The organism is Paracoccus endophyticus, assembly GCF_003286075.1.
Taxonomy (GTDB): Bacteria; Pseudomonadota; Alphaproteobacteria; order Rhodobacterales; family Rhodobacteraceae; genus Paracoccus; species Paracoccus endophyticus.
On the sequence record NZ_QLUV01000014.1, the window covers coordinates 57,404 to 65,076 of the forward strand.

The 7,673-nt window shown below is 68.1% G+C and carries 7 protein-coding genes; 4 read left to right on the plus strand and 3 right to left on the minus strand.

Annotated features, from left to right (window positions below):
* Window positions 1-48: 48 nt before the first annotated feature.
* From DPQ23_RS13420 to cysS, 3 genes are read right to left on the minus strand one after another with little or no spacing between them, the layout of a single operon-like run.
* The gene (locus DPQ23_RS13420; RefSeq protein WP_112875299.1) at window positions 49-837 is read right to left on the minus strand and encodes a squalene/phytoene synthase family protein; all 789 of its coding nucleotides are present in this window, start codon (window positions 835-837) and stop codon (window positions 49-51) included.
* On the minus strand, window positions 834-2,447 hold the full coding sequence (cimA, locus tag DPQ23_RS13425) for a citramalate synthase (RefSeq protein WP_112875300.1): 1,614 nt from the start codon (window positions 2,445-2,447) through the stop codon (window positions 834-836). The genes DPQ23_RS13420 and cimA overlap by 4 nt, the downstream gene beginning before the upstream one ends.
* On the minus strand, window positions 2,444-3,934 hold the full coding sequence (cysS, locus tag DPQ23_RS13430; protein WP_112875301.1) for a cysteine--tRNA ligase: 1,491 nt from the start codon (window positions 3,932-3,934) through the stop codon (window positions 2,444-2,446). The genes cimA and cysS overlap by 4 nt, the downstream gene beginning before the upstream one ends.
* A 287-nt stretch (window positions 3,935-4,221) precedes the next feature.
* On the opposite strand from cysS, the gene DPQ23_RS13435 reads away from it, so the two are divergent.
* The 4 genes from DPQ23_RS13435 to cysW all read left to right on the plus strand — a co-directional run.
* On the plus strand, window positions 4,222-4,677 hold the full coding sequence (locus DPQ23_RS13435; RefSeq protein WP_112875302.1) for an Rrf2 family transcriptional regulator: 456 nt from the start codon (window positions 4,222-4,224) through the stop codon (window positions 4,675-4,677).
* A gap of 295 nt (window positions 4,678-4,972) precedes the next feature.
* Window positions 4,973-5,959, plus strand: coding sequence for a sulfate ABC transporter substrate-binding protein (locus DPQ23_RS13440; protein ID WP_112875303.1), 987 nt, complete (start codon window positions 4,973-4,975; stop codon window positions 5,957-5,959).
* A gap of 41 nt (window positions 5,960-6,000) precedes the next feature.
* Window positions 6,001-6,807, plus strand: a complete 807-nt coding sequence (cysT, locus tag DPQ23_RS13445) for a sulfate ABC transporter permease subunit CysT (protein WP_420818591.1) — start codon at window positions 6,001-6,003, stop codon at window positions 6,805-6,807.
* Window positions 6,800-7,673: sulfate ABC transporter permease subunit CysW (cysW, locus tag DPQ23_RS13450; RefSeq protein WP_112875305.1), on the plus strand; the 874-nt coding region annotated here is incomplete at its 3' end. The genes cysT and cysW, both read left to right, overlap by 8 nt.

The following is a 7,673-nucleotide window of genomic DNA, read 5'->3' on the forward strand; positions in this document are numbered from 1 at the left end:
GTCCTGTGCCGAAGGCCGCGGGGATCGAAACGCCGCATCCACGGCTTGTCAGGCCGGACGACCGCGCAGCGTGCCCGAACGTGTCACGAGGGGCCTGACCCACCACCTGCCGGAAAGCGCCAGGCGCGCCAATGCCGCGCGCCGGGCGAACTCGGACGGGGATGCGGGGGTCAGCCCGGCGGCTGCCGCATCCAGAACTCGCAGCGGCTGAACGCCCGCGAACAGCACGGGCGCTGCCTGCCGTGCGACAGACCGCCGGGCGGCCGCGGCCCGGGCCAGTGCCGCCCGGCCCAGGGCTGCCAGTGCGGCGCCCTGCGCGGGATCGGGGCGCGCCCACGACAGGCCAAGGGCCGACAGCGCCGGCTCGGCCCGCAACCAGGCCACGATGGCGGCACCCTGGCCTTGCGCCGCGACGGCAGGCCCCTGCCCGCCCAGTTCCGCGGCAGCCCAGCCCATCACCGCACCCCCGGTGTCGGCGGCATAGCGGGCAACCTCGTCCGCCTCGGCAAAGCCGCGTCGCTCGGCGTCGCGCCGGCGCGCCTCGGCCAGCGCGGCAAAGCGCGCGGCGGCGGCACCCCACGCGTCCCACAGCGGCGTCAGCAGCTCGTGCGGTGGAGGGGGGCGGTCCGCCAGCCCCGCCAGCTGGTCCACCCACCATTGCACCCGGATTTCCGCGATCAGCGGATCGCGCGCACCCAGCGCCGTGCGTGCCAGTTCCAGGTTCAGCGCATAGAGCGTGACCAGCCGCGCCCGCGACGCACGCGGCGCCATCAGTGCCATCGCCAGCCGGTCGGGATCGCCCCGCCGCAGCGTATCGACCAGCGCCTCGACGTTCATGCGGCGGCGTCCCGGATCAGCTTCCAGCGGATCGCCTCGACCAGCGCCTCGAAGCTTGCGTCCACGATGTTGGGCGACACGCCGACCGTGGACCACACGGTGCCGGCCCCATCGACGGAATCGATGGTGACGCGCGTCACCGCGTCCGTGCCGGCGCCGACGATGCGGACCCGGAAGTCGGTCAGCGCCATGTCGTCGATGGACGCCTGCCACGGGCCCAGGTCCTTGGCCAGCGCCCCCCACAGCGCGTGCACGGGGCCTGCGTCGTTGCCCTGCTCGCCCACGCTGTCGCTGACCGACATCACGCGGGCGTCGCCCACGCGGGCGACGACCACCGCCTCGGACACCGAGATGCGGCGGCCGGCGGCGTTCACCCGCCGCTCGACGGTGACGCGGTAACGCTCGACCTCGAAAAAGGCGGGCATCTGGCCCAGTTCGGCGCGGGCCAGCAGTTCGAACGAGGCTGGCGCGCTGTCATAGGCATAGCCCTGATCCTCGCGCTCTTTCACCGTCGTCAGGATACGCGCCAGCGCGGGATCGCCGGGCTCGACGGCGATGCCGGCACTTGCCAGCCGGGCGCGCAGGTTCGACTGGCCGGCCTGGTTGGACATGGGAATGACGCGGGCGTTGCCGACGGCCGCGGGGTCCACATGCTCATAGGTCTCGGGCGCTTTCAGGATGGCGCTGGCGTGCAGCCCCGCCTTGTGGGCAAAGGCCGAGGCGCCGACATAGGGTGCGGCACGGTCGGGGACCCGGTTCAGGATCTCGTCCAGCCGCCGCGACAGGCGTGTCAGGTCAGCCAGCGCCTGCGGGGTGATGCCGGTGGTCAGGGTCGAGCGGAACGGTTCCTTCAGCAGCAGGGTCGGGATCAGCGTCGTCAGGCTGGCGTTGCCGCAGCGTTCGCCCAGGCCGTTCAGGGTGCCCTGCACCTGTCGCGCGCCCGCGGCCACTGCGGCCAGCGTCCCGGCGACGGCGTTTCCGGTGTCGTCATGGGTGTGGATGCCCAGCCGGTCGCCCGGTATGCCTGCGGCGATCACCTGCGCGGTCGTCTGGCCGATCCGGTCGGGCAGCGTGCCCCCGTTGGTGTCGCACAGCACGATCCAGCGCGCGCCCGCATCCCGCGCCGCGCGCAGGCAGGCCAGCGCATAGTCGGGGTTCGCGGCATGGCCGTCGAAGAAATGCTCGGCGTCGAAGATCGCCTCGCGCCCCTGCGCCACGACATGGGCCACCGAGGCGGCGATGTTGTCCAGGTTCTCGTCCAGCGTGATGCCCAGCGCCTCGCGCACGTGATAGTCATGCGCCTTGCCGACCAGGCAGACGGCCCGCGTGCCGGCGTTCAGGACGGCGGCCAGCACCTCGTCATTGTCGGCCGAGCGTCCGGCCCGCTTGGTCATGCCAAAGGCGGTCATGGTCGCGCGGGTCCGCGGGGCCGCGGCAAAGAAGTCGCTGTCGGTCGGATTCGCCCCCGGCCAGCCGCCCTCGATGTAATCGACCCCCAGCGCATCAAGCATCCGGGCGATTTCGGTCTTTTCGGCGGCCGAGAACTGGACGCCCTGGGTTTGCTGCCCGTCGCGGAGTGTGGTGTCGTAGAGGGTGAGGCGGGACGTCATCGCACAGTTCGCAGGATGTTTCCGACAGCATAAAGGAGCTTCTGAGCGGATTCAGCGTCGTGTGGCGTTGTCCACTTGAAGTCGCATGTCTCCTTTCCAAGTTGGACCGAAATACCCAAACCCATTAGACTGTTCTTAATAGCATCGGCGCGGTCATAATCGCGAGCGCGCCGCGCTTCTTGAAGTCCTCGGCCAACTTGGCCGAGTGCTTCTCGTATTTCTTTTTCGATAGCAGTCGGCATTGTCCAATATCCTGACACGGCGGTGAGCAATCCCAATAGCTGCGCAGAAGCCACAAAGGTATCTCTCAGGTCTATAAAGTGGTCAGTGCTCTCCGTCATTGCTTCTTTCAGCATGACGTGCAGCCGCGAGATTGCTGCTGACGTGTTCAGGTCGTCCGCCAGTGCGGCGAGAAACTCCGAATCCGGCTCCGATGAAGTTGTGCAATGCTCGACAAACGTATGCCATTCCCGCAGCGTCGCTTCCGCCTCCCGCACCTTCTCCGCCGTCCAGTCCATCGGCTTGCGGTAATGCGTCATCAGGAACACATACCGGATCACCTCGCCCGGGATGCCCTGATCCAGCAGATCCCGCACGGTGAAGAAATTGCCCAAGCTCTTTGACATCTTCTTCCCCTCGACCTGCAGCATCTCGTTGTGCAGCCAGACGCGGGCGAACTCGTCGTGGGGATGGGCGCAGCAGCTTTGCGCGATCTCGTTTTCGTGGTGGGGGAATTGCAGGTCGATGCCGCCGGCGTGGATGTCGAAGGACCGGCCCAGCAGCGCCTCGGACATGGCGGAACATTCGATGTGCCAGCCGGGGCGGCCGCGGCCCCAGGGGCTGTCCCAGCCGGGGGTGTCCGCGTCCGAGGGCTTCCACAGCACGAAATCCATCGGATCGCGCTTGAAGGGGGCGACCTCGACCCGGGCGCCCGCGATCATGTCGTCGACCGACCGTCCCGACAACGCGCCATAGGCGGGATAGGACCGCACGTCGAACAGCACATGGCCCTGCGCCTCATAGGCGTGGCCCTTGGCGATCAGGTCGCGAATCATCGCGATCATCTGCGGAATATAGGCCGTCGCGCGCGGCTCGGCCAGGTCGCTGACCTCGCCCCGGATCGCAGGCCGCAGCGCGCCCAGCGCGTCCATGTCGGCGTGATACCAGCCGATCGTCTCGGCGGTGCGTTCGGCGATCAGCGCCTCGAGCGGGCGCGGATCGCCGGCCTGCTGCCGCGCCAGGGCGGCGGCGTTGATCTTGTCATCGACGTCGGTGAAGTTGCGGACATAGGTGACGTGACCCTCGCCATAGACATGCCGCAGCAGCCGGTACAGCACGTCGAACACCACGACAGGCCGGGCGTTGCCCAGATGGGCGCGGTCATAGACCGTCGGCCCGCACAGATACATCCGCACGTTGGCCGGATCGAGCGGTTCGAAAGGCTCTTTCCTGCGGGTCCGGGTGTTGGTCAGCTTGATCTCGACCATGAGTTCCCCTTTGGCGGGGTTCATGTCACGCGTGAACGGCCCGCCTGTCGCGTGTCAGACGGTAATGCAGCAGATGGTGGCGGCAAACGCTCTCATGCGGCTCGCTTACCAGCGCCGATGCGCGGCGGCAAGCGCGCCACGCCCCGGGGCTGCGTGCCATTCGGCCGCGACCAGGCCGTTGCAGGGGGCGGCCCGTCCCCCGCGCTCAGGACACCCGCCGCGTCCGAACGGCACCACCCCGCTCCGCCACGCTTGCGATCAGGCGAAGGGGCACCTAGGGCTAGCGCATGATCACGCAGAAGATGAAGTACGCGCTGAAGGCGCTGCTGGTGCTGGCGGACGAGGCCGCGTCCGAGTCGCCCCAGCCCCTGCCCATCGAGCAGATCGCCAAACGCTCAGGCACGCCCAAGCGGTTCCTGGAACATATCCTGCTGGAGGTCCGGGATGCCGGCGTCATCGCGTCCCGGCGCGGGCGTGCGGGGGGATACGTGCTGGTCAAGCGCCCGGCCGAGGTGAAACTGTCCGAACTGCTGCGGCTGATCGACGGGCCGCTGGCGCCCCTGCCCTGCCTGTCGCGCACCGCCTATCAGCGCTGTCCCGACTGCACCGACGAGGAAACCTGCCGCATCCGCCGAACCTTTGCGGACGTGTTCTGGACCTATCTGCTGATCATCGATTCGCTGACCCTGGCCGACCTGATGCAATCGGGAGAGACGGCCGGCCGGATCTTCGCGGAGCCCTGACGGGCCGTCTCAGCAGCGTTCCCGCCGCACGCCGAACGATGCGGCGAAGTGTTCTTTTCGCCTGAAAATCAAGGCGCGCCGTCTGCGGTCTCGGCTATGCAGGACGGCCCTTTAATCACGACAAGATCAACCGTTATTTTGCCTTGCAATAGACGATAATATATGTCGTTATTAATGCACGCGACGATGTCGCCCGTGCATGAGGAACGATCAGATGACCCAGCCAACCCTTGGTTCCATCGCCCCCCGCCCCTCTCCCATGACGACCGGGGAAATCCTCGCGCCGTTGCAGCGGATGCGCCCGCTGCTGACCTGGGGCGCGATCCTTGCCGCGATGGCGCTGGGCCTCGGCGAAAGCCGGGCCGAGACGCTGCTGAACGTCAGCTATGATCCGACGCGCGAGCTTTACCGCGACGTGAACGCGGCCTTCGCCGATTATTGGACCCGGCAGGGCCACCCCGCGCCACAGATCGAGACCAGCCACGGCGGCTCGGGCGCGCAGGCGCGCTCGGTGGTCGAGGGGCTGGGCGCGCAGGTGGTGACGCTGGCGCTGGCGTCCGACATCGACCGGATCGCCCAGGCCGGCAAGCTGCCCGCCGACTGGCAGTCGAAGCTGCCGCACAATTCCTCGCCCTACACCTCGACCATCGTTTTCCTCGTGCGCGAGGGGAACCCCAGCGGCATCACGGACTGGGGCGATCTGGTCAAGGACGGGGTGCAGGTGATCACGCCCAACCCCAAGACCTCGGGCGGGGCGCGCTGGAACTATCTGGCGGCCTGGGCGTGGGCGGAACGCAACGGACAGGACCCCAAGGCGTTCGTGGGCCAACTGTTCAGGAACGTGCCGGTGCTGGATTCGGGCGCGCGGGGCGCGACCACGACATTCGCGCAGCGCGGCATCGGCGACGTGCTGCTGGCGTGGGAGAACGAGGCCTATCTGGCGCTGAAGGAGCTGGGCGAGGACCAGTTCGACATCGTGGTCCCCTCGGTCTCGGTCCTGGCCGAGCCGCCGGTCGCGGTGGTGGACGCCCACATCGCCAATGACGACCAGCGCGCGCTGGCCGAGGGATATCTGAACTTCCTGTATTCGCCGCAGGGACAGGCGCTGGCCTACAAGCATTACTATCGCGCCTGGGACGCTTCGGCCGCGGCGCCCGAGGACGTGGCCCGTTTTCCGAAGGTCGAGCTGGTGGACATCGCCCATTTCGGCGGATGGGCCAAGGTGCAGCCCGAGCATTTCGGCGATGGTGGCGTCTTCGACCAGATCTACGTGCCGAAATGACCGGGCGCGTGACACGGCGCGCCCTGGTGCAGCCCTCGCCCATGCCGGGCTTTGGGCTGGCGATGGGGATCACGCTGACCATGCTGTCGGTGGTGGTGCTGCTGCCCATCGGCGCCCTGCTTCTCAAGGGCGCCGACTTCGGCCCGGCCAACATCTGGGAGACGGTGAACCGGGACCGGGTCTGGGCGGCGCTGTGGCTGTCGTTCCGGCTGTCGTTCCTGGCGGCGCTGTTCAACCTGGTGTTCGGGGTGATGCTGGCCTGGGTGCTGGCCCGCTATCGCTTTCCGGGCCGCCGGCTGCTGGACGCCGCCGTTGACCTGCCCTTTGCCTTGCCGACCGCCGTCGCGGGCATCGCGCTGACCGCCCTTTATGCGCCGAACGGCGTCTTCGGGTCGGTGCTGGCCAGCCTGGGGATCAAGGTCGCCTATACGCAATGGGGCATCCTGATCGCACTGGTCTTTGTGGGCCTGCCCTTCGTCACCCGCACCGTGCAGCCGGTGATCGAGGAGATCGACCGCGAGGTCGAGGAGGCGTCCGCCACCCTGGGCGCATCCCGCCTGCACACGCTGCGCCGCGTGATCCTGCCGATGCTGGCGCCCGCGGCGCTGACGGGCTTCGCGCTCGCGCTGGCGCGTGCCGTCGGGGAATACGGATCGGTCATCTTCATCGCCGGGAACATCCCGCTGGTGACCGAGATCGCGCCCCTGCTGATCGTGATCCAGCTTGAGGAATACAACTATGACGCCGCCGCCGCGATCGGCATCGCCATGCTGCTGATCTCGTTTGCGATGCTGCTGGCCATCAACCTCATCCAGATCTGGAGCCGCCGGAGGATCGGATATGTCTGACGCCGCCCTTCCCCCGTCCGCCCGCACCCCCGGTGTGGTCCCGCACAGGTTCCGCGCCCCCACCGACGAGGCTCCGGTGGCCCGCCTGATCCTCATCCTGCTGTCGGTGCTGGGGATGGGCACGCTGGTGCTGGCCCCCTTGGCCACCGTCTTCGCCGAGGCGCTGTCGCGCGGCATCGGCGCGGCGATTGAAAGCCTGTCGGACCCGCAGGCGTGGTCTGCGATCCGGCTGACGCTGCTGGTCGCGGTGATCGCCGTGCCGCTGAACGCAGTCTTCGGCCTGGCCGCCGCCTGGGTGATCACAAAGTTCGACTTTCACGGCAAGGCCTTCCTGATCACGCTGATCGACCTGCCCTTCTCGATCAGCCCGGTGGTGGCGGGCCTCTGCATCGTGCTGACCTTCGGCGCGAACTCGCTGATCGGGGGCTGGTTGGTGGCGCATGGCCTTCCCATCGTCTTTGCCCTGCCCGGCATCGTGCTGGCCACGATGTTCGTGACGTTCCCGTTCGTTGCCCGCGAACTGATCCCGGTGATGATCGAACAGGGCCGCGCCGAGGAGGAGGCCGCGCTGACGCTGGGCGCATCCGGCTGGCGGGTGTTCCGGACCGTGACCCTGCCCAACATCCGCTGGGCGCTGCTTTATGGCGTCCTGCTGTGCAATGCCCGCGCGATGGGCGAATTCGGCGCCGTCGCCGTGGTGTCGGGCAAGATCCGCGGCCAGACCGCGACGGTGCCGATCACCATCGAGATGCTCTACAACGAATACCTGTCCGTCGCGGCCTTCTCGATGGCGGCGCTGCTGGCGCTGCTGGGGCTGGTGACGCTGCTGATCAAGACCTCGCTGGAAATCCGCCACGCCGATGCGC

Coding starts and splice junctions, on each gene's coding strand:
- DPQ23_RS13420 (WP_112875299.1), bottom strand. CDS start 837: ATGAACGTCGAGGCGCTGGTCGATACGCTGCGGCGGGGCGATCCCGAC.
- cimA (WP_112875300.1), bottom strand. CDS start 2,447: ATGACGTCCCGCCTCACCCTCTACGACACCACACTCCGCGACGGGCAG.
- cysS (WP_112875301.1), bottom strand. CDS start 3,934: ATGGTCGAGATCAAGCTGACCAACACCCGGACCCGCAGGAAAGAGCCT.
- DPQ23_RS13435 (WP_112875302.1), top strand. CDS start 4,222: ATGATCACGCAGAAGATGAAGTACGCGCTGAAGGCGCTGCTGGTGCTG.
- DPQ23_RS13440 (WP_112875303.1), top strand. CDS start 4,973: ATGCGCCCGCTGCTGACCTGGGGCGCGATCCTTGCCGCGATGGCGCTG.
- cysT (WP_420818591.1), top strand. CDS start 6,001: ATGCCGGGCTTTGGGCTGGCGATGGGGATCACGCTGACCATGCTGTCG.